This window comes from Thalassotalea sp. G20_0 (assembly GCF_017744175.1).
Classification (GTDB): domain Bacteria; phylum Pseudomonadota; class Gammaproteobacteria; order Pseudomonadales; family Endozoicomonadaceae; genus Endozoicomonas.
On record NZ_JAGHQV010000444.1, the window covers coordinates 1 to 604 of the forward strand.

The 604-nt window shown below is 43.9% G+C and carries 1 protein-coding gene and 1 pseudogene; both read right to left on the minus strand.

Going from position 1 to position 604, the window contains the following annotated elements; translation table 11 throughout:
* Window positions 1-144: 144 nt before the first annotated feature.
* On the minus strand, window positions 145-345 hold the full coding sequence (locus tag J7438_RS28125) for a hypothetical protein (protein ID WP_286196976.1): 201 nt from the start codon (window positions 343-345) through the stop codon (window positions 145-147).
* A 6-nt stretch (window positions 346-351) separates the two neighbouring features.
* A pseudogene (locus tag J7438_RS28590) lies at window positions 352-477 on the minus strand (transposase); the annotation flags it as partial.
* Between the last annotated feature and the right edge of the window lie 127 nt (window positions 478-604).

Here is a 604-nt window from a genome sequence, read left to right on the forward strand (position 1 = left end):
GAGCACCTGCGTTACGTCGCGTTTATATTCCAAAAGGGAAAGGTCAGAAACGATCTTTGGGCATACCGACCTTCGAGGACAAGATTGCCCAGAGAGCGGTGGCGATGCTATTGGAACCTATTTATGACAATACTTCGGACACTTTCATGCAGCAATGGCTCCATAGCGACTGAGCTGTTCATAGGTATCCATGACTTTTTCATCATTGAGGGATAATCCTAACTCACTAAAAACCCTACACATCAGATGCTGATTGGATTTCAGGCGTTTCCAGCTTGCAATTGAAATCACCGTTTCAACGTCAGTATTTTTCTTTTGTCTGTCTTCTAATTTCAGTGCATTCAATGCAGTGCATGATGCATTAATATGGGTATGAATCGCCTCTTTTCGGCGAAACTGGCAGTCCGTGAGTCGCATATATTGTTTGGCATCACGAAAGAAAAATTCAATTTGAAACCGTGCCTTGTAATACTTGATAAGTAAGCGCCAATTTAACCAGCGTAATAGCCAACCCTACCAGATCAGCTTATTCTTGAGATGCCTTCACTGCCCAGGGTAGAAGCTGCTCCAGTTTCTCAACCGTGTCCGCATAAGGCAGCTCTTT